At 56.8% G+C, this 20,267-nt stretch carries 16 protein-coding genes; 6 read left to right on the forward strand and 10 right to left on the reverse strand.

Translation table 11 applies throughout. The annotated features are described in order from the left end of the window. Window positions 1-524: 524 nt before the first annotated feature. Entirely contained in the window at window positions 525-1,973 is a 1,449-nt protein-coding gene (locus tag G8764_RS01465; protein WP_166161159.1) for a glyceraldehyde-3-phosphate dehydrogenase, read from the reverse strand. A gap of 381 nt (window positions 1,974-2,354) precedes the next feature. Between G8764_RS01465 and mfd the strand changes: the two genes are divergently transcribed. Together mfd and G8764_RS01475 are read left to right on the forward strand one after the other, a co-directional pair. Beyond that, window positions 2,355-5,810, forward strand: coding sequence for a transcription-repair coupling factor (gene mfd, locus G8764_RS01470; RefSeq protein WP_166161161.1), 3,456 nt, complete (start codon window positions 2,355-2,357; stop codon window positions 5,808-5,810). Window positions 5,811-5,838: 28 nt separating this feature from the next. After that, window positions 5,839-7,092 carry a CsiV family protein gene (locus tag G8764_RS01475; RefSeq protein ID WP_166161163.1) on the forward strand — a complete coding sequence of 418 codons (1,254 nt, stop codon included), beginning with the start codon at window positions 5,839-5,841 and terminating at the stop codon, window positions 7,090-7,092. Between the two features lie 577 nt (window positions 7,093-7,669). Here G8764_RS01475 and G8764_RS01480 read toward each other — a convergent pair. The 4 genes from G8764_RS01480 to nagZ all read right to left on the reverse strand — a co-directional run bounded on the left by G8764_RS01480 (window position 7,670) and on the right by nagZ (window position 11,306). Further along, a complete protein-coding gene (locus G8764_RS01480) occupies window positions 7,670-7,882 on the reverse strand; it encodes a cold-shock protein (protein ID WP_166161165.1) in 213 nt (70 codons plus the stop codon). 330 nt (window positions 7,883-8,212) lie between these two features. Beyond that, window positions 8,213-8,998, reverse strand: coding sequence for an S-methyl-5'-thioinosine phosphorylase (locus G8764_RS01485; RefSeq protein ID WP_166161167.1), 786 nt, complete (start codon window positions 8,996-8,998; stop codon window positions 8,213-8,215). Further along, on the reverse strand, window positions 8,995-10,101 hold the full coding sequence (locus tag G8764_RS01490; RefSeq protein WP_166161169.1) for a mechanosensitive ion channel family protein: 1,107 nt from the start codon (window positions 10,099-10,101) through the stop codon (window positions 8,995-8,997). The genes G8764_RS01485 and G8764_RS01490 overlap by 4 nt, the downstream gene beginning before the upstream one ends. Before the next feature lie 185 nt (window positions 10,102-10,286). After that, window positions 10,287-11,306, reverse strand: coding sequence for a beta-N-acetylhexosaminidase (gene nagZ / locus G8764_RS01495; protein ID WP_166161171.1), 1,020 nt, complete (start codon window positions 11,304-11,306; stop codon window positions 10,287-10,289). 463 nt (window positions 11,307-11,769) lie between these two features. On the opposite strand from nagZ, the gene G8764_RS01500 reads away from it, so the two are divergent. Beyond that, entirely contained in the window at window positions 11,770-12,099 is a 330-nt protein-coding gene (locus G8764_RS01500; protein WP_166161173.1) for a DUF6763 family protein, read from the forward strand. A 59-nt stretch (window positions 12,100-12,158) separates the two neighbouring features. Here the strand turns inward: G8764_RS01500 and G8764_RS01505 are convergent, their stop codons facing one another. Next, entirely contained in the window at window positions 12,159-12,809 is a 651-nt protein-coding gene (locus tag G8764_RS01505) for an LOG family protein (protein ID WP_166161175.1), read from the reverse strand. A 155-nt stretch (window positions 12,810-12,964) separates the two neighbouring features. Here G8764_RS01505 and lexA point away from each other — a divergent pair, with 155 nt between their 5' ends. Further along, the gene (gene lexA / locus G8764_RS01510; RefSeq protein WP_166161177.1) at window positions 12,965-13,567 is read left to right on the forward strand and encodes a transcriptional repressor LexA; all 603 of its coding nucleotides are present in this window, start codon (window positions 12,965-12,967) and stop codon (window positions 13,565-13,567) included. An 87-nt stretch (window positions 13,568-13,654) separates the two neighbouring features. Beyond that, window positions 13,655-14,257, forward strand: coding sequence for a cell division inhibitor SulA (locus G8764_RS01515; protein ID WP_166161179.1), 603 nt, complete (start codon window positions 13,655-13,657; stop codon window positions 14,255-14,257). 363 nt (window positions 14,258-14,620) lie between these two features. Here G8764_RS01515 and G8764_RS01520 read toward each other — a convergent pair whose 3' ends face one another. The 3 genes from G8764_RS01520 to topA form a co-directional block, all read right to left on the reverse strand. Next, complete coding sequence (locus tag G8764_RS01520) at window positions 14,621-14,857, reverse strand: hypothetical protein (RefSeq protein WP_243748523.1); 237 nt, start codon at window positions 14,855-14,857, stop codon at window positions 14,621-14,623. A gap of 106 nt (window positions 14,858-14,963) precedes the next feature. Beyond that, window positions 14,964-15,428 (reverse strand): hypothetical protein, encoded by a 465-nt coding sequence (locus tag G8764_RS01525; RefSeq protein WP_166161183.1) that lies wholly within the window; start codon window positions 15,426-15,428, stop codon window positions 14,964-14,966. A 443-nt stretch (window positions 15,429-15,871) separates the two neighbouring features. Further along, complete coding sequence (gene topA / locus G8764_RS01530; protein ID WP_166161185.1) at window positions 15,872-18,544, reverse strand: type I DNA topoisomerase; 2,673 nt, start codon at window positions 18,542-18,544, stop codon at window positions 15,872-15,874. Between the two features lie 419 nt (window positions 18,545-18,963). Between topA and G8764_RS01535 the strand changes: the two genes are divergently transcribed. Then, complete coding sequence (locus tag G8764_RS01535) at window positions 18,964-19,680, forward strand: hypothetical protein (RefSeq protein ID WP_166161187.1); 717 nt, start codon at window positions 18,964-18,966, stop codon at window positions 19,678-19,680. A gap of 34 nt (window positions 19,681-19,714) precedes the next feature. Here the strand turns inward: G8764_RS01535 and G8764_RS01540 are convergent, their stop codons facing one another. After that, window positions 19,715-20,233, reverse strand: a complete 519-nt coding sequence (locus tag G8764_RS01540; protein ID WP_166161189.1) for a hypothetical protein — start codon at window positions 20,231-20,233, stop codon at window positions 19,715-19,717. Window positions 20,234-20,267: the final 34 nt, after the last annotated feature.

Here is a 20,267-nt window from a genome sequence, read left to right on the forward strand (position 1 = left end):
TGTATTTGCCCGGCACTTTTTATCGCCCCAATTCCAGTCTGCGCTGCCTGCACGACAGGGACTGAGCTTGCATTTTTGAGGGCTCTGGCGCTGCCGGCCAGCCAGTCCTGGCGACGACAGACAAATGCGACTTTACCAGTAGATGGCAGAGTTGCCTATTCACGCTGAGCTATAACCAGCCGATTATCTGGGTTCATTCATCTCTGGGCTGGTGGGAAAGCGCGTAAACAGGGCTGTACTTGCTGCAGCTGTGCTGCTACACCGGTGCATACTCCGCCCTGTTTCTCGACTTTCAAAACGGCGCAATTATAAGGTCGAGTGACCCTTCTGGCCAGCCATAAGTGCAGATTAGGCCAAAAAATCCTTGAAAAAAGATCAACTTAGTCAAAACCTGAAACCCCATTCGGACAGGCAAAAGCGCTCACTGCTCAATTTTTAACCAGCCCAATGACGAGCACAAAAAAAACCCGCCAGGCATGACGGGTCTTTTTGCTACGGTTGCGGCGGGCGCCGCCAGCCGCGGTTTACTTGGGGAAAATGGGGTACTTCACACCGCACATATCCTCCAGGCAGCGCACTACCTGGCAGCTGTAGCCGAACTCATTGTCGTACCAACAGTAAAGCACAGCGCTGCTGCCGTCGACGATGGTGGCCTTACTGTCAAATACGCAGGCGTAGCGCGAACCGACAAAATCGGTTGAGACCACCTCCGGTGAGTTGGTGAAATCAATTTGCTGCTGCAGCGAGGAATACAGCGCCGTGTTGCGCATGTAGTTGTTCAGCTCCTCAACCGTGGTCTCTTTCTCCAGTTGCAAATTGAGAATCGCCATGGAGACATTGGGAATCGGTACCCGAATGGCATTGCCGGTGAGCTTGCCTTTTAACTCTGGCAGCGCTTTCGCCACCGCCTTGGCGGCACCGGTTTCGGTAATGACCATATTCAAGGCCGCGCTGCGGCCGCGGCGCTCACCCTTGTGGTAGTTATCAATCAGGTTCTGGTCGTTGGTGTAGGCGTGCACGGTTTCCACGTGGCCGTGTTTGACGCCGTATTCGTCCATAATCGCCTTCAACACCGGGGTGATGGCGTTGGTGGTACAGGACGCTGCCGATAAAATCCGGTCTTCGGTGGAGATCTCATTGCTGTTGATACCGTAAACGATGTTCTTGATATCACCTTTGCCGGGAGCGGTCAGTATGACCTTGGCAGCACCGGGGCACTGCAAGTGCTGGCCCAGGCCCTCTTCATCGCGCCAGACGCCGGTGTTATCCACGATCAGGGCATCCTTGATACCGTAGTGGGTGTAATCCACTTCAGCCGGGGAATTGGCGTAAATAACCTTGATTTCGTTACCGTTGACGATCAGGGTGTTGGTCTCTTCGTCCACCCGGATGGTGCCGCGGAAGGTACCGTGCACCGAGTCGCGACGCAGCAGGCTGGCGCGCTTGACCAGATCGTCTTCAGCCTTGCCTTTGCGCACCACGATCGCTCGCAGGCGCAGCACGTCGCCGCTGCCAGCTTTCTCTACCAGCAGGCGCGCCACCAGTCGCCCGATGCGGCCGAATCCGTACAGGACCACATCCTGGGGTACTGGTAGGGGCTTGTCGGTACTGCCGATGGCGTCGGCAACCTGGGCCCTGACAAATTCCGCCACACTGGTGCCATTGCCTTCCTTCATAAACTTGACGGCAATTTTACCCAGATCGATATGGGCCGGCCCGAGATCCAGCTTGGCCAGCTCCGTCAGCACCGGAAAGGTTTCAAACTCCGAGAGTTCATTTTCCTCGATTTGTCGCACTCGACGATGGGACTTCATCAGCTCAATGACGGATCGATTGACCATGTTGCGGCCATACATGTACATGTTGATATTCCGCTCACGGTTTAATTTACCGATGACAGGAATCATGGCCTCAGCAAGCGCTTCACGCTCTTTCCAATCCTTAAAGTAATCGTCTGGCTTTGGTCGAATCACAGTTTGTTACCTTCACATTGAGTTTACGGTCTGGAGCCCGGCGATAGCGCAGCCCCGGCCCCAAAAGGAGCGCCATTATCGGGCTAAGTGAGGCGCCCTGCAAGGCTCTAATCGAAATCTAAGAAAATTACAAGAGGCGGCCAAATAAAAGCCGATAAAATTTAATTTAATTAAAAAACAGGGACTTGGAATACCCACTTTTTCCGGCTTAATGATTTCGGCGCCAATAATGCTGCCAGCGAACACGCTCTGTTGCCGCTGCCGGGCAGCACCGGCAGACCGCCCGCAGGGGTGGCAAAAACAGCCGCCGCGAAGCCTGCAAAGGCAACCAATCCCCGCTACAATAGCGCCCGAATTTGCGTTACCCCAGAGTCGTACCCTATGAAAGACCAAAGTCCGCTGGCGCCAGCACTGAACACCACACCCGGCAACAAATGGCTGTGGGGCAACCTGCCCGGCTGCGCCCGCTCACTGACCATTTACTCGGCGGCTGCCCTCCACGACAGCCTGACCCTGGTAGTGACCCCGGATACGGACTCCGCCCGCACCCTGGAGCGGGAACTGAAATTTTTCAAGCGCGACAGCGATGAGCTCAAGATTCTCCACCTGCCGGACTGGGAGACCCTGCCCTACGACAGCTTTTCACCGCACCAGGACATTATTTCCGAGCGCTTGCAGACGCTTTACCAGCTGCCACAAACCCGGCGCGGCATCCTGGTCGTTCCGGTCAGCACCCTGATGCACCGCCTGCCCCCGGTTGCCTACTTGCAGCAAAACAGCCTGGTGGTAAACAAGGGCCAGCGCTTTGCCATGGACTCCATGCGCCGGCAACTGGAAGACAGCGGTTACGTCTGTGTCGACACCGTCTATGAACACGGTGAATTTGCCGTTCGCGGCGCCTTGATGGACATCTTTCCAATGGGTTGCAAAACCCCGTTCCGCATCGATTTGTTCGACGATGAAGTGGAGACGCTGCGAATTTTCGACCCGGAAACCCAGCGCTCCATCGAGCAGGTGGAGAGCATCGAGGTCCTGCCGGCCAAAGAGTATCCGCTGGACAAGGCCGGCATTTCCCTCTTTCGCGACCGCTGGCACCAGCATTTCGACACCGATCACAAAAACTGCCCGATCTACCAGGACATCAGCTCGGGCATCAGCCCGGCCGGTATTGAATACTACCTGCCGCTGTTCTTTGACGCCTGCAGCACCCTGTTCGACTACCTGCCCCAAACCAGCCAACTGTTCCTGTTTGACCAGGTGCACCAGGCCGCCGAACTGTTTACCCGGGAGATCAGCGAGCGCTACCAGAGCCGCTGTGGCGATCTGCTGCGCCCCATTTTGAAACCGGCCGAGATGTTTCTCTCGGTGGGCGACATCTTTGGCCACATGAGCGCCCACCCGCGCACCGCCCTGGCGTCCGAGCCGGTGGCCGAGTCCGCCGGCCACAGCAACTTCAACTGCCTGCCCCAACCCGACATTACCGTCCAGTCCCGCGCCGACAACCCGCTCGACAAGCTGGAGCACTTCCTGCTGGAAACCGGGCAGCGAATATTGTTTTGCGCCGAGTCCGCCGGCCGTCGTGAAAGCATTCTGGAGCTGCTGGAGCGCATCGATATCAGCCCGGCAGAAATGAGCTGGCAGGCGTTTGTCGAAGGCTCTGAAACCATTGCTATCACTGTCGCCCCCCTCGATCACGGCTTGAGCCTGGCCGACCCCGCGATCGTCATCATCACCGAATCGGAACTGCTGGGCGAGCGGGTCCAACAGCGCCGGCGCCGGCTAAAGCAGCAAGACCAGAACGAAGCCACTATTCGCAACCTGACCGAACTGCGCATCGGCGCACCGGTGGTGCATATCGATCACGGCGTCGGCCGCTACCAGGGCCTGAAAACCCTGACGGTAGACGGCCAGAGCAATGAATTCCTGATGCTGCAATACGCCAATGATGCCAATCTGTACGTGCCAGTCGCCAGCCTCGATGCCATCAGCCGCTATTCCGGCGCCGATGAAGATCATGCGCCACTGCACAAGCTGGGCAGCGACCAGTGGCAAAAGGCGAAAAAGAAAGCGGCGGAGCAAGTGCGCGATACCGCCGCAGAACTGCTCGATATATACGCCCGCCGCGCGGCTCGCCGCGGCTTTGCCTTCGAAGACCCGAAGGGCGCCTACCAGCGTTTCGCCAGTGGCTTTCCGTTTGAAGAGACCGCCGACCAGCAAACCGCCATCGACGCGGTCTACCAGGACATGGTATCCAAGCAGCCTATGGATCGACTGGTCTGTGGCGACGTCGGCTTTGGCAAGACCGAAGTCGCCATGCGCGCGGCATTTATCGCGGTCCACAGCGGCAAACAGGTGGCCATGCTGGTACCCACTACCCTGCTCGCCCAGCAGCACTACGACAACTTTCGCGACCGCTTTGCCGATTGGCCGGTGCAGATTGACGTGATCTCCCGCTTTCGCTCCGGCAAGGACGTGGACAGCGTGCAGCAAAAGCTGGCCGACGGCAAAATCGATATCATTATCGGCACCCACAAGCTGTTGCAATCGGACTTGAACTACAAGAACCTGGGGCTGCTGATCATCGATGAGGAGCACCGCTTCGGGGTGCGGCAAAAGGAGACCCTGAAGTCCCTGCGCTCCGAGGTGGATATTCTAACCCTCACCGCGACCCCGATACCCCGCACCCTCAATATGGCCATGTCCGGTATCCGCGATCTCACCATTATCGCCACACCACCGGCCAAGCGCCTGTCGGTGAAGACCTTTGTCAGGGAGTCAGACACAGCCTTGATCAAGGAGGCCATACTGCGGGAGATTCTCCGCGGCGGCCAGGTTTACTACCTGCACAACGAGGTCAAAAGCATCGAAAAAACGGCGCGGGATATTGCCGAGCTGGTGCCCGAGGCGCGAGTGCTGGTGGCCCACGGCCAGATGCGCGAACGGCAGCTGGAACAGGTTATGTCGGATTTCTATCACAAGCGCTTTAATGTGCTGGTGTGCACCACCATCATCGAAACCGGTATCGACATCCCCAACGCCAACACCATCATTATCGACCGCGCCGACAAATTTGGCCTGGCCCAGATGCACCAGTTGCGGGGCCGGGTGGGTCGCTCCCACCACCAGGCCTATGCCTACCTGCTGACCCCCAACAAGAAGGCCATGACCGCCGACGCCCAGAAACGCCTCGAGGCGATTGCCCAGACCACCGATCTCGGCGCCGGCTTTACCCTGGCAACCCACGATATGGAGATCCGCGGCGCCGGTGAGCTGTTGGGCGATGACCAGAGCGGACAGATGCAGGCGGTGGGATTTACCCTGTATATGGAAATGCTGGATCGGGCGGTGAAGAGCATCCGCCAGGGCAAGACGCCGGACTTTGATACCAGCTTCAGCACCGCCACCGACATCAACCTCAGGTTGCCGGCCCTTATACCAGAGGATTACCTCCCCGACGTCCACAGCCGCCTGATTATCTACAAGCGTATTGCCGGCGCCGCTAATGATGAGGCGCTGCGGGAGCTGCAGGTGGAGATGATCGATCGCTTCGGCTTGCTACCCGAACCCTGTAAAACCCTGTTCAAGACCAGCAGCCTCAAGCTGCTGGCGAAACAGCTCGGTGTCAGGAAGCTGGAAGCGGGGCAGTCCGGCGGCCGCATTGAATTTGACAGCGTCACCCAGGTGGACCCGCTGACCATAGTTAAAATGGTGCAGTCGAAGCCGCAACACTATCGCCTGGAGGGCGCCAACGTTTTGAAATTCTCCTTTGACATGCATAATGGCGAAACCCGACTGAAGCGTGTGACTGAGTTACTCAATCATATGGCGGCCTCTTGAGCGGTTCACTCACAGGATCCTGATAACGATGTACAGCAAAACTGTTTTTTTCCTGCGCCAATTTAGCGGCCTGGCCGGACTCGGCGCCAGCCCGATCACCAATGCGCGCTTCTCAATTCTGCCGGGGTTGCTCGCCATCGGGCTGTTGCTGGGCAGCAGCCCGATGGCCGCGCAAAGCGGCAGCGATGAAAAGCCCCGCTGGTACCAGGTGGAAGTGCTGATCTTTGCCAACCGGCGAGCGACTGGCGATACCGAGACCTGGCGCAAGGATATCGAGCTCAGGTACCCCCACAACTGGGTGGTCTTGCAAGACCCCAACCAACTAACGCCCGCTGCGGGCGCTGGCGAGATAGCTTCACTCATGGACACCAAGAGCTCCCCGTTGGGCCTGCCCGGCGACAGCTCTCTACTGTTCGGCTCTGCACCAAACACCTCCCTGCCGGATTCCTCGCTGCTGGATTCCTCGCTGCTGGAAGATACCGCCGAACTGGCCGCCCAATTGGCAGAAACCGCCAGCCTCGCTGCCGCCGCAGAGAAGAGCAGCGCAGCAGAAAGCACTGCAAACACGGGTGAACCCGACACCCCGGCAACCGCTGCGGCCACCAGCACAGACACTGCCCTCGACCCCCAAGGCACAACCACCGGGGAGCCCACTGCCACGGGTGAAGAAGGTGCAATTACAGCTGAAAACCCGGCACCTGTGAACAAGCCGGTCGATTTGCTGCGCGACCCCTATTACCTGCTGCCCGCCAGCCAACGGGCACTGGAGCGCGACGCAAAGGCAATCCAGCGCTCCTACAATTACCGCCTGTTGTTTCATGAAGCCTGGCGCCAACCCGTGGTCGACCAGCCGGAAGCACCGTCACTGCTGATTTCCGCCGGCGACAAGTTTGGCCAACAGCACGAACTGGAAGGCACCATAGCACTCAGCGTATCCCGCTACTTGCATTTGCAAACCAATCTCTGGTTTACCCGTTTTACCCACAACTATGGCCAGGAGCGGGGCAATTGGCCGGAGCTGCCGCAGCGTCCTGACCAGCGAGAGTTCGCCCTTGCCACCGCCAAATCACCATCGGCCTGGCAGCAGTTCAGCCCACCCACAGACGACTATGACAAGATTCTGGCCACCCCGTTTCTTCCCGAGCGCATCTCGATACTCAGGCAAAAGCGCCGTATGCGCAGCGGCGAGGTGCACTACATCGATCACCCGCACCTGGGCATAGTGATACTCTGTACCCCTTACGACGTACCACCACCTGCAGCTGCAGGTTCCGTGCAGTAAGCGGCGCGTCGCCCGAGTCCGGCCAGCCACAATAGCAGTAGACCGTAACGACAGCAGTAAACCGTAAAGACAGCAGTAAACCGTAACGACGCTGGCATGGGGATGCAGCAGCGAGACTTTTTCGACGCAATTTTTTCTGCAGAAAAATAACACACTGACCCGCCCTGCAGCCAAAGGCCAGCAGGCGGGGGCGTTGTTGAACCCGAGAGGAAATACCCTGGAGAAAAACTTACCTAATTACGCCTATGAATAAGCCAACTATCGGCGATAGTAAACATATACTCTGTAGCCCTTGGGACAGCAGCCTTGCTCCCGGCCTGGCTCCAGGGACTTGCTTTCAAGACTCGCCGTGCCCAAAGCACTCGCTGCGCTCGCGGGGCAGGCTCAGGTTCCATCCATGCACCCAAAGCACTCGCTCCGCTCGCGGGGCGGGCTCGAGGCTCCACGACAGCATCCCTGCTGTCGAGGGTCTTGAAAGCAAGCCCCCGAAGCCAGACCTAACATAGTGCCGGCTGCACGACGCTTAGCTTAGGTGGTAATTAGAAAAACTTAATCTGCGCCGATCAACGGCGCGGGTCTACAAGCGGCTGACGTTCTCGGCCTGCAGGCCCTTATCACCCTCGGAAAGATCAAACTCCACCGACTGGCCTTCCGCCAGCGAGCGATATCCCTCCCCCTGAATACTGCGGTAATGAACAAATACATCATCACTGCCTTCGCCGCGGGTAATAAAACCGTAGCCTCGAGCGTTGTTAAACCATTTTACAGTGCCGACTTCCCGAACAGCCATTCTGCTACCTCATTTATTTTTATAGTGTTTAAAACATATTTGCGTGATTTGACACCTGCCCCCACCAGTTGCCAACCCGGGCTGTAAACCTGGATTGCCAATCCGGATTGCTAACCTGCAGTGCCCATTTGCATTGCCAACCATGGCGATAAAAACAATGCAAAACACGACAGTGCCAGTTTTATTTTTATGACAATTATGCACTTGTGTCCAGTAAAAATTGCCCGCCCGACTACCTGGCTGACATTGCCCACTGCTGTCGTGAGTCGGGGCCCGATATACAGCCAGTGAGCCTGAATAGTGAAAACCGGCAAAGCGCAGCGGCAGAATTCACTGCGCAGCCGCCAGCTGGATCATTAGGACCTGCAACAACTTGTTAATATCTCCCGCGCCCGCAGCGACGATCCGGCCGATATCTTCCATCAGGATAGGCTCGGCAGACAGGCCCGCCCCCCAGTTGACCACCAACGCCAAACAGGCATAGTGGAGGTCCAGTTCGCGCGCCAACACCGCTTCCGGCATCGCCGTCATGCCCACCAGGTCACAGCCATCGCCGATCAGGCGGCGCACTTCCGCAGCAGTTTCCAGCCGCGGCCCCTGGGTACAGGCGTAGGTGCCGCCATCGATGCACGCCACCTCGCCACTTGCCGCTGCTTGCAACAGCGCCCCGCGCAGGTCGTTGCTAAAAGGCCAGGTAAAATCCACATGCCGCAGCTCCCCGTCCACACCGTCGTAGAAGGACTGCGCCCGCCCATAGGAGTAGTCGATAATTTGATCGGGAACAACCAGCGCCGCGGGCTGCATCGCAGATGTGAGGCCACCGACGCTGTTGACGGCGACTATGTGGGTAACGCCGACGGCTTGCAGTGCTGCTATATTGGCGCGGTAGTTAATCAAATGGGGCGCGATGGAGTGAATTTGGCCGTGCCGGGGCAGAAAAGCCACAGCCAGCCGCTTTCCGCCGCGCCCCTGTCCCAGCGCTGCACCGTTGCGCGCCAGCCCCTCCCTGATGGGCGCTGAAGGCGGCCCAAACCGGGTCGCCGGCGTTGACTCCGAGTGCCAATCGACCGCGTCGCAATCCGCCAGCCCGGTACCGCCTATTATGCCGAGCTTCATGAGGCCACCTTGTCACCCTGCCCCGTCAATTTAAGGCCGTCCGGAACGTGCACTGTGGAGGTGGGGAAGGCACACTCTGCACCGTTCTTTTCGATGATAGCGAGAATATCAAACAGCACTCCCTGCTTGATTTCATGGTAGGTTTTCCAGTCCGTGGTTTTGGTAAATGTGTAAATAAAAAAGTCCAGCGAGTAGGCGGCGAAGGCGTTAAAGTTCACCATCAATATCTGGTTGTGATCGATCTCCGGATGCTGCTGCAGGTATTCTTTTACCTGCTCCACAATGGCGGGCAGCCTGGCGGCGTCATCGTAGCGCACGCCGATGGTTTCCTTGATGCGCCGATTGCTCATGCGCGACGGGTTTTCCAGGGAGATATGGGTAAACGTTGAATTGGGAATATAGAGCGGCCGCTTGTCGAAGGTTCGAATACGGGTCAAGCGCCAGCCAATATCCTCGACCGTGCCCTCAATTTCCTGGTCCGGTGAGCGCACCCAGTCACCGACACTGAAGGGGCGATCCATAAAAATCATCAGGCCGCCAAAAAAGTTGGCCAGTAAATCCTTGGCCGCGAAACCGACGGCGATGCCGCCGATACCACCGAACGCCAGCACTCCGGAGATGCTGTAACCCAGGGATTGCAATAATACCAATAGCGCAGTAATAAATACCGACATACGCAGCAGCTTGGCAATGGCCTGCACCGTGGTTTCATCCACGGGCTCATCGGTGTAGTCGGGGCTTCTGAAATTCTCTTCTGCGCGACTGATAAACGAGACCAAAAACCAGGTGATCAAAACAATGACGCCCACTTTCCTGGCTGGCGCAAAAATATCCAGCAAAGTGTTTTCCGAGACTTCCGCGGCGATCTGCGCGGCCATGGTCAATCCTATCAGCCATATCAGCCAGTTTAACGGCCGCTGCAAAGCACCGAGCAGGGCATCGTCCCACAGGTTGCGACTGCTCTCCGCCCGCTTTACCAATCTGGCGAGGATGATTTTTGCCACCAACGCCGCCACCAGCATGATCGCAACGATGACGAACACGTGCAGAATCCAGTAATTACCCTCACCGAGCCATTTGCTAAACTTGTTGATGTATTCCATAGTTCCTGTCTTGTAAAAAAAAGCGTGTGAATTAGCCTTGCCAAACGGGATCCAGCCACCTGCTATCCCATTTTCGGCCCAGTATGATAACGCCAGTATGATTAGGTCGGTATTGTTACTTCGGTATTGTTACTTCGGTATTGTTACTTCGGCATTGTTACTTCGGTATCGTCGGCCCTGTTACTTCATTTCAATAACGCCGCCAGGGATTGCGAGGTTTGTTGCCAGCGCGGCGAACGATCCAATTGGGCGCGGGTGTGGCCCGGGCGGGCGCGCATGATACTGCGCTCAACCGGCGAACGGTAATAGTAATCCTCGCTGAGCTCAGCGATCACCTGCCGAGTGGCCGCGGGATTGTTGCACAGCAGCACCATATCGCAACCCGCCACCAGCGCGCGCTGCACCCGCTCGAGGTAATTGCCGGCCGCGGCCGCCCCCGCCATTGACAGGTCGTCACTAAAAACAACCCCCTTAAACCCCAGCTCATGGCGCAGTATTTGCCCGAGCCAATGGCTGGAGAAGCCCACCGGGGCTTGCGGGTCGATTTTGGGAAACAGGATGTGGGCGGGCATAACTGCCTCCAAATCATCCACCAGTCGGGCAAAGGGCTGCATATCCCTGGCACTGACCTGTTGCAAATCCCGGTTGTCCACGGGCAGCTCCAGGTGACTGTCGCCCTTGACACTGCCGTGCCCGGGGAAATGCTTGCCGGTGACGGCCATACCGGCCTCGTGGGCGCCCTGGATAAAAGCGCTGGCCAGTGCAATGACCCGTTCCGGGTCGGCGGAAAATGAGCGGTCACCGATCACACTGCAGTAACTCTGGTCCACATCCAGCACCGGCGCAAAACTGAAATCGATGCCAACCGCCAGGATTTCAGCCGCCAGCAACCAGCCACAATCAGCTGCCAGTTGTAACGCGCTGCCCGGGTCATCCGTGTACCTGGCGTCGAACACCTGCATGGCTGGGATGCGGGAAAAACCGGACTTGCAACGCTGTACGCGCCCCCCCTCCTGGTCCACCGCTACCAACAACTCCGGCCGCACCGCGCGAATAGCGCGCACCAAATCTTGCAACTGCTGGTAATCGTGAATATTGCGAGAGAAAAGAATAATTCCACCCAGCGCCGGGTGCAGCAGTAACTGCCGCTCTTCATCGGTAATTTCTAAACCTGCCAGGTCCGCCACAATCGGGCCAAGTGTCATAGTATACATTCTCGGGCTTGCGTATGTTCCCGGCTGCCGAGAGCCGGTCTGCGCTGGACCTTACTGACAGCCGAAATCGAAGTCAAGGCAGTTCTGGCGCCTCGGCAGTCCGGCTCCCCGGGTGTCAATTAGATCGTTTTTTAATCGCCTGACACTCGAATAAACAGGTTTTGGCTATAAAGGATATCCCTAAAATATAAAAACAAGCGATAAATTAGGGGCTTACGCCATGATCCGGATTTACTGTCGCGAAGGTCTCCCGGCCGCCTTTCAAAACGGGCTTTTAAGCACTGCCCCAACGCGTTATTGTTTTTCTACACGGAGCGATAAATTAAGGCCGGCCCCGCAAGAGAGAGTCTTTGGTGATAAAATGCCGGCCGCGCGGTCCAAGACACGTGATCCAATCACGGCAGCGTGACCTGTTGGCTCCTGCAATTACCCCGGTAAAACAAGGGAGATTAGTATGGCATCAAACATTCCAGTGGTTAAACCCATTATCGGCAACTGGTACCAGGACCCCATCGAAGGCCTCTACTTCGAAGTTGTTGCGGTCGACTCCGACAGTGGCGATATCGAAGTACAGTATAGCGGCGGTGAAGTCGGGGAAATTGACCGTGAAAGCTGGAGCTTACTGTACCTCAGCCCCGCTGCCCCGCCAGAAGACGCCAACGCCGCTTTTGGGTTTTCCGGCGCCGAAGACTGGAACGCCGATTACGCCTCCGGCTCCGGCAACTGGAACAATCCACTGGATGAAATAGAGCCAGACCTGTTTTCCGGGTCGGACGATTACTGATCCGGTGCCTTTGCAGACCAAGTGCCTGGGCCCGACAGCCCGGGCCGGCAACAGCACAATCACGCGGTTGCCGAATTGTTCTCCCGCCGGTATTGCTGGAACACCTGCAGCGCCTCTGCCGGTGAGTCGACCACGTTGATACGCAGCAAGTCAGAACTGTCGATACAGCCCTCGGCCATCATCGCTTCTCTCATCCAGTCCAACAACCCACCCCAATAGCGCCTGCCTATCAACACCACGGGAAAGGCCGGCACCTTTTCCGTCTGGATCAGGGTCAGCGCTTCAAACAGTTCGTCCAGTGTGCCAAAGCCGCCGGGAAAGATGGCAAAACCGATGGCATTTTTCACAAACAGGAATTTGCGCACAAAGAAATAGCGAAACGACAGGTTTACCGTCTGGAAGGCGTTTGCCTGCTGCTCCTTCGGCAAGGTGATATTGAGGCCAATGGATTGCCCTCCCCGCTCGTACGCCCCTTTGTTCGCCGCCTCCATGATACCGGGGCCGCCCCCGGTGATCACCGGAATATTGGCCGCTGCCAACAGCTGCCCCAGCTGCTCGGCCTGCTGATAATAGCTGTTATCCGGGTGCATACGGGCGCCGCCAAAAATGGTCACCGCGCCCTTGAGCTTGATCAACTGCTCTATCCCGTCAACCAGCTCTGCCTGGATGCGCAGCACCCGCCACGCTTCGCTCAGTTTCGCATCTAGCATATACCTTCTCTCATCTGCCTTCAGAGTAGTGAAAAGACCTCTAAACATTCGAGTTCCCAAGGTAAGTATAAGCGCTGTAGAAAAATTCACTTGCCTCAAGCAACTTACTGTATATAATCACAGCTACTGTATAAAAACTCAGGACCCGGAACACCATGATCAAGCTGACATCAAGGCAAGAGCAAGTCCTCAATCTGATCAAACGGCACGCGGAAGAAACCGGTTACCCACCGACTCGCGCCGAAATCGCCAGGGAACTGGGCTTTAAGTCCGCCAACGCAGCGGAGGAACACTTGCGCGCCCTGGCTCGCAAGGGGGCCATTGAAATGGTCGCCGGTGCCTCCCGGGGCATTCGCCTGCCGGAACAGGTTACCGGCATCCCTATTGTCGGCCGAGTGGCCGCTGGCAGCCCGATTCTGGCGGCGGAGCACATCGAGGACTACTGCAGCCTGCCCAATGACTTTTTTAACCCCACGGCGGACTATTTCTTACGCGTCAGCGGCGAAAGCATGAAGGATATAGGTATCCTCGACGGCGACCTGCTGGCCGTACACAAGGCACAAGTTGCCCGCAGCGGTGACATAGTCGTCGCCCGCATCGACGATGAGGTTACGGTCAAGCGCTACCAGCACCACAAAGGTTCGCACCTGGTAGAGCTGTTTCCGGAAAACAAGGATTTTCAAGTCATTAAGGTCGACCTTCGAGAGTCTGCATTTGCTATCGAAGGCTTGAGTGTCGGCGTATTACGCAGAAATTAACGGGTCGGTACTTGCTCAACTTACAGGCAAAGTACGCTTGAGACAGATACAAGCGAGACAAGCACGAACTGGGCGGAGGGTAGAATAATGGCAATCGCACTGGATACACGTTCGAATACATCCACCGGCAACGCCGGCGCTTCCCGGGGACGAGAGCAGGGACGAACTCGCGGCCGCGAGTTCCGCCAAAAACCAGGATTAAAGCTGTCGGCAAAACTCACGTCAAAACTGACCAGTTCCCGCTCAGCAGATTACACGGCCAGCCCGAAACAGGCGCCTGCGCAAGACCGGGGCCAATCTCAACCCCAGAGCCAACCCCAACGCCAACCAAAGAAAACAAGCTCCATCACCGAACTGGTATTTACCCGCCACAGCAGTGACAAAAACCTCCTGCTGCTGCCGATGATTGCCCACCTTAGCCGTATTGCCGACCGCTGGATCAGCTGGATAACCACCACCGCCATAGACGCGCAACAACTGCAGGAATTCGGGGTGGACACCACCAAGATCAGGGTAATTCACGCCAACTCCGAGGACGATCAGCGCTGGATCCTCTGGGAGGCTCTGCACAACGGCACCAGCCACACAGTGGTCGCCTTTCCGGACACTTTCAGCAAGGACGATATGGCGCACTTTGAACACGCCGCACGCCAGGGATGCAGTAGCGGGCTGATAATTCGCTATCGATAACAGTCTTTTTTCAAGTCGATATGCCAGCCAGGGAGTTTGCGATCATATCGAACTGCTACCAAGCCGAACTGCTATCACGTTCAACGAGCGCCAATACACCTCGCATTCAATAGCAGGCACTGTGGGTGATCAAGGAAGATGTTGGTAAACGAAAGGACTTTCGGCGATTCAGGGCGGCTTGGTAATCGAACGCAGCTTGGTGATCAAAGGCGGCTTGGTACCATTGGGCGCTTTAGTGATGATGACAATAGGTGATGATGACAATAGGTGATGATGACAATAGCCGCCGACTCAATACCGGCTTAGCAGTATTGGTGAGAGCAGCCTGTTAATCAGTGCAGTATTAACTCAGTACAGTATTAATCAATGTAAAATGCGGGATTCGGGCTCAAGCAGAGATTCCAGCGAGGCGTCATCTTCAGCGAGGTCGCCAAAAATTTCCATCCCGGCTTCGATCATGGCTTTCACCACTTCTATGCGAGACTCTTGCAGATAGTTACTGGCCTCCCGGGAAAACTTTATCCGAATCAGGGGCTCGCCTTCATCGCCTGCGCGACGCAAACCCACATAACCATCTGCCAACTCTACAATTTCAAACATATACGAAGCCATTTACCTGTCGGAATCCTGTCAGGGATGTTTCTTGCTGATCCAAACCTGCCGCCAGTTTAACACTAACAGCCCAATTCATTCCACCGCAGGTGGCCTACCACTCCACAAACGCCAGCCGCTGGCGCTCCGCCAGAGCCTCAAGCTGCTTCAGCCAGGTCCACAGTGATTCACTTGAAAATGCAATTTGATCTGCACCGGAGTCCCTGGCGATCACCTGCTGCACCGGGCCAGTGTTAATTCTGGGGGACAAAACCTGGCGTTCGAGGGCATTGATATCCGCACTAAAGGTTAGTGCATTCAGTTCATTTACGATGCCAGGGGCCGCTTTGCGCGCTTGCAAGTCGGCAACTTGCTGCACCATTTCGGGGTCCGGCAACTTGAGAGAGGAGGCCAGCTCCCGCAAGTAGAGCCGAAACCCGATCGCCAGATGCAAGGCCGCCGCCTGCAACAAGGCCTCGCGGGTTTGACGCTCACTTGCGGGAGAGCTATCCAGCAGCTGCAGGGTCAAGCGGCAATGTACCAGCTTTTGTTGCACCCGTGGGTGGTAGGGATTAGTCATGGAAACGCCTGTCGTAAAAACGCCTTAAGTAGCCTGCTAGTAGACGACCGATCCCCGGACTGACCAGGGCAGCCCTTAGAGATATCGGTTAACCTGGCGAGATAATAACAGGATCATTTAACCAAACCCATCCGCCAGTTGATTGCCTATTGGCACACCGGCTGCTTGCACAGACGTTAAAATTACCAACTATCTGCCCCTGCCGACTGTTCCCCGCCACCCGCGCCCTGCCAGGGCGATGAAGCGCTGGCGCTCGCTCAAACGGCGGTCAGCAACCCCGGCTTTGGTAGGCACACCTGTGTCACGCAAACCTATTTCAATCACACCTAAGGCAAACGCACCAGAGTCCAGCACACCAGAGGCCCATAGCCCGTTTAGGGGACATTAGTGAGCCCCCGGCTGGCTGACGCGAGCGACCTTTCCTGAGCTGACGAAAGCAGCTGCTATTTACTGCCCACCTTTTTCTTGGCCTTCGGTTTGGCTTTTTCCGACTTGCCAGCAGCCACCCAGGCGCCACCCTGGTAAAACGCCTTCCAGCCGGTCGCCTTGCCATCGATTTCCGACTGCACGTACTGCTCCTTGGTCTTGCGGCTAAAGCGTATCACTGTGGGAATGCCATCGTCGTCTTCGGTTGGGGCCGAAAACAGGAACTTGTACTTCGGGTCGATCTCTTTTTTGTGCGGCAGCAATTCGGCCACCAGCGGCGCCCGGGTTTCCCGGTTTTTCGGAAACTGGCTGGCGGCAAGAAACAACCCGGAGGCGCCATCGCGCAAAATGTAGTGATCCTCGACTTTCTCACACTGCAGCTCTGGCATAGGCACCGGATCCATTTTCGGGGGAGCCGCTTCACCGCTCTTCAACAACTTGCGCGTATTCTTGCAGCCCTCGCCGGTGCAGCCAAAATACTTGCCAAAACGGCCGGTTTTTAGCTGCATTTCATGGCCACATTTGTCGCACTCAATCACCGGGCCCTCGTAGCCCTTGAGCTTATAACTGCCTTTTTCCACCTCAAAACCCGGGCAGTCGGGGTTATTACCGCAGATATGCAGCTTGCGGCTTTCATCCAGTAAATAACTGTCCATCGCGGTGTTACACAGCTTGCAGCGATGCCGTGTCCGCAACTGCCTGGACTCCGCCTCATCATCCTCATCGGCATTGACCGCCTCATCCCCCGACACCAGGTTCATGGTGGTTTTGCAGCGCTCCTTGGGTGGCAGGGAATACCCGGAGCACCCCAGGAAGACCCCGGTAGTACCGGTGCGAATCTGCATCAAGCGACCACAGGAAGGACAGGCGATATCGGTTTCAGTGGGCTGGTTGGGGCGCATTCCGCCGTCATCGTTTTGAGCGACTAACAGCGAATCGGTAAAATCCTTGTAAAAGCGATCGAGCAAATCGTGCCATTCCACCTCGCCGAGCGCCACTTCGTCCAGCGCCTCTTCCATATTGGCGGTAAAGCCGTAGTCGAGCAGATCCTTGAAGCTCTCCACCAGTCGGTCGGTCACGATATCGCCCATTTTATCGGCGTAAAACCGGCGCTTGTCGATATGGGCATAACCGCGATCCTGGATGGTAGAAATAATCGAGGCATAGGTAGAGGGCCGGCCGATACCGCGTTTTTCCAGCTCTTTCACCAGGCTGGCTTCCGAAAAGCGCGCTGGCGGCTTGGTAAAATGTTGATTGGGCTCCAGCTCTTTCAAGGTCAGCACTTCCCCTATCGCCAGTTCTGGCAGCACCACATCGTCATCTTTTTTACCTGCACCGGGCTGAACCTTCAGGTAGCCGTCGAAGCGTATGACCCGCCCGCGAGCTTTTAATTCGTAGTCGCCGGCGGTGACCGTCAGTGATGTACTGGTGAATTCGGCGGGCGTCATCTGGCAAGCGACAAATTGCTGCCAAATCAAAGCGTAGAGACGCTCCGCGTCACGCTCCATGCCGCTGAGCTGGGTCGGCCGGGTAGTTACACTGGACGGGCGAATGGCCTCGTGAGCCTCCTGCGCACCCTCTTTGCTGCTGTACGAGTTGGGGCTTTCGGGCAGATAGGGCTTGCCATAGGCCTCCAGGATATAGTCGCGACAATTTTCGACAGCATCCTTGCTGAGGTTGGTGGAGTCAGTCCGCATGTAGGTGATATAGCCGGCCTCGTACAGCCTCTGTGCCAGCATCATGGTCTTTTTCACACCAAATCCCAGCCGGGTGCTGGCCGCCTGCTGCAAGGTCGAGGTGATAAACGGCGCGCCGGGTTTGGAACGGGTGGGCTTGTCTTCCCGCTGGCTGATAGTGAAACTGGCATTGCGCAAGGCCTCGACGGCCTGCATGGCCTGTGCCTGGTTTAGCGGCTTGAAGGTCTCGCCGGAGCATTTTTTGACCTCAAAGCGTACGCCGTCGCCTTTTTGCGAGAGCAAGTCAGCAAACACATCCCAGTATTCTTCCGGGATAAACGCCCGGATTTCCCGCTCCCGCTCTACCACCAGGCGCACCGCTACGGACTGCACTCGCCCGGCTGACAAGCCGCGGGCGACCTTCTCCCACAGGAGCGGCGACACCATATAACCAACTACACGATCGAGGAAACGCCGTGCCTGCTGGGCATTCACCCGGTTTACATCCACCGGCCCGGGCTGCTTGAAAGCTTCCTGAATGGCGCTCTTGGTAATTTCGTTAAAAACGACTCTGCGATAGCGGCTCTCATCGCCGCCGATGGCTTGCTGCAAGTGCCAGGCGATGGCTTCCCCCTCCCTGTCCAAGTCAGTCGCGAGGTAGATAACATCGGCCTTTTCCGCCAGCTTGCGCAGCTCTTCAACCACCTTTTCCTTGCCGGGCAGAATTTCGTAATGCGCCTCCCAGCCGTTTTCCGGGTCGATCCCCATGCGGTTGATCATCTGCTCTTTCGACTTCTTGAGCTTGTGCCTGGCCTTCTCTTCGGCCGACATCTTGCGAGTAAGCGCCGCCTGGCGGGCCCGAGCCTTGGCGTCGACCGGCTTTTTCGGGCCGCCACTGACGGGCAAATCGCGAATATGGCCGACACTGGACTTAACAACGTAATCGTTACCGAGGTATTTGTTGATTGTTTTCGCTTTCGCTGGTGACTCAACGATGACCAGAGATTTACCCATATTATTTCACTATTTCCAGTTTACCGAGACAACATGCCAACCCATTCGCGCGCCCTCAAGGCTGTTCGCGGACCCGGGGGCTGCCTGTGGGAAGCGCATGTATAAAGCCTCGCCAGCCGAGGGTCAAGCAATCCCGGGCTTTTAATTTCAATTTCGCGCCATATTCCTGAATTCATCAAATCCGGCTTCCTTTTTAGAGATAGCATACAAATAGCCCCGCTGGGAACCCTCGAGCGCAGTTACAGCAACCATGTCGGGCCCAAAACCGTGCACTTGAAAGCCTGAGTACTAAAGTTGTCGAAGCAAATGCCGTTAGCCAGTGCAGTACATTAGAATGCCGCTAGCCGCTGCAACACTTTAAAAATGATTGTCGTTGAGGTGGTAGCCAACGCTTTTTTTGCCATTACTTGAATTTAGCTATGTCCACCCTGAACAGCCTGATCCTTCTCTGCCTGCTCGCCTGTGCCTCACTACTGGCAGTCAGCCTGGTGAACAAGCGGGAACGCAAGCGCCGCCAGCAGCAGACCGAAATCAGTTCCATGAAGCTGCGCGTCCAACGCCTGGAGGAACTGCTGAGCGAAATCGAGCCACTGCTGGAAAAGCGGGAGATTGCCCGCCTGTTGAACGATGAGATTCTGGATTTGGTGACCCAGATGCGTGCAATGGCGCCAAACAATGCCTACATGGACGCCATCTTTCAGTCCGCCCTGGTGCGGGCTGATACCCTTGCGGATGAGACTGTACCCACCGGGCTGGACCGGCTGAAGGAGAGTGATGCGCAAATCGCTCGCGCCCATCGATCACTGGAAGAGACGGCGCTGGTTATCCGCCGCCTGCGCGCCAGCGATAAAATAACCCCGGCGCAAATGAAAGATTTTCTCAGTCAGTTGAGTTGGGCTTACCTGATGGTGGACTCCATCTCCCAGGTGGGCCAGGGCCATAAGTCGGTCCGGCGCAATAATCTTTTTACCGCCAAAGCCTTTTATAAAAAAGCGCAAAGCTTACTGCTGCACTCGAACCACAGCGATACCCGCCGTCACCAGTTTATCCGGGAATTGTCCGATCTTATCGCCGGTAAACGGTCGTCAATCTCAACGCAGCTAATGCCGGAAAGCCATCTCAACCCGCCGGACTGACAACCCCACAACACCGCACAGCCGCCCTGAACACTCAGCTTTGGCTCACCTCCGGGCGGCGCTTGCCCGCACGGCGTAATACTTTGGCGCTGGCCTCCAGCCATGCGGCGATTAGCTGAACATCCTCTCTGTCACCCTGCTCGGTCCAATAGCAACACAGCCCCTGGGGACCACTGGCGATGGCAAACACCTTGGCTGGAACCTGCTCCAGACAGGGTCGAAAAGCGGACCAGTCAAACTGAGCTGGCGCCTCACTCCAATCCCACTCGGCGGCGGCATGCAACTCGTGCGCAAAACCCTTTTTAACCAGCTGCCAGACACTTTTCGCCATTCCTGACTCCTTCCAGGGCAGGCAGTAGGCCGCAACCAGGGCGGCACCGGACGCTATTTTTGCCCCCGCCGGGGGTGCCTGCAGGTGCACCCGCAAACCGGCAGCCATGGCCGCCTCGCGCAACTGCGCCAGGCGCCGCTGCGACCGGGTCGGCTGCATCAGCATAATTGGGCCGACCAACAGGGCAATAGCCCCAAGGCAGATTAGCAGAGGTAACCACACAGATAATACTCCATTAAAATATCAAACATTAGTT

Origin of the sequence: Pseudomaricurvus alcaniphilus (assembly GCF_011440395.1) — a bacterium.
GTDB lineage: Bacteria > Pseudomonadota > Gammaproteobacteria > Pseudomonadales > Cellvibrionaceae > Pseudomaricurvus > Pseudomaricurvus alcaniphilus.